Here is a 1,183-nt window from a genome sequence, read left to right as displayed (position 1 = left end):
GACGCTTAAGCGGACCTATTTGAATCTCAATTTTTCCATCAATTTGTTGAATCGTTTCCCCACAAAATGTGTTAATACCAAGTAAGCTCGGTTGACTTCCACCCAAAGTGGTTAGCTGATCACCCGCTAACTTAAACGATTCCTGTACAAACTCTTTAATTGTAATTTCATGCTTAAAAATACAACTCAACATCGTCTTTAAAGCATGAACCGTATTATTTTGCCCCTGCATTAGGCCTGAAAATTCAGCGAAATATTCATCCAAGTCTTGTTGCTGATGTTGTGAGCGAACATAACCATTCAATGCATGGAGAATATCCAAATAATCATTTTTATTTTCAATTTCATAGCGCACAGGCAAGTGATAAGTAATACTTGACTCTACATACTGACTGGTCAGCTTATGATTAAATAAGCTTAAAAACTCTTTCGTTTCAGCGCGTTGTTGCCTTGGAGCCTGCTTAATTTTATTTGTATATGTATAAGGTAATGCACCTTGTATACCGGTAAGACCAACGATCAGGTTTGTTAAATGAACACGTTCATCTACTAACTCTAAACTTTCAATTTCAGTGGCTGGAAAGTTTAAGTTAAATGAGGTCTCAAATTTAAAATAGTCAGACCATGACAAAGCTGCGTCATTGGCAGGCATATGACGCAATAAACGTGTTGCTTGAATAAACTCAAAAGACTTAGGGCGTTGAAACAACTCAGCCGTTACAGAAGAGTCTTGCCACCAACGTTCTGACTGCATTGGTATAACTCCTGCTGAGATGAATAATCCTTAACCACCAAATCAACAAAACTATTAATTTGAACCTTTAAATTAAAAACACGACTTAATAACTGACTAAAAATATATAAGCTATGCCCTCTAAATACGGATGAATCAATTTGTAATTCAGCTTTTACTCCTCTTACAAACATTGGAAATGGTTTGCCATCTACGAGTTTATGGGTAAGAGAAAATTCTAATTTTTTAATTGATTCTATAATTAAATAGTTTTCTTTTGACTGCGGTAAGTTATATAAAGCCAGCAGCTCTTTAACATGAGAAACAGCATCCCCTTTCATAAGTGCTAAGCTATTTAATGAAAGATGCGAGATCACACGCCACTGTTCACTTTGGCCTTGTTCAAACTTATAAGGCTTTGTAGGTCGTTTTAAAACAATGGCACGTCTC

At 35.9% G+C, this 1,183-nt stretch carries 2 protein-coding genes; both read right to left on the bottom strand.

Annotated elements, in window-relative coordinates; all coding sequences use genetic code 11:
* Positions 1 to 754, bottom strand: a 754-nt coding sequence (tssG, locus tag VXQ92_RS19495) for a type VI secretion system baseplate subunit TssG (protein ID WP_416682904.1), incomplete at its 3' end; no start/stop codon positions are given.
* Positions 718 to 1,183 (bottom strand): type VI secretion system baseplate subunit TssF (locus tag VXQ92_RS19490; RefSeq protein WP_416682903.1); only part of this gene is annotated, 466 nt, incomplete at its 5' end. The genes tssG and VXQ92_RS19490, both read right to left, overlap by 37 nt.

The organism is Acinetobacter sp. 228, from assembly GCF_048147885.1.
Note: the sequence above shows the minus strand (reverse complement) of the source record. Positions and strands in the feature narration are given on the sequence as shown.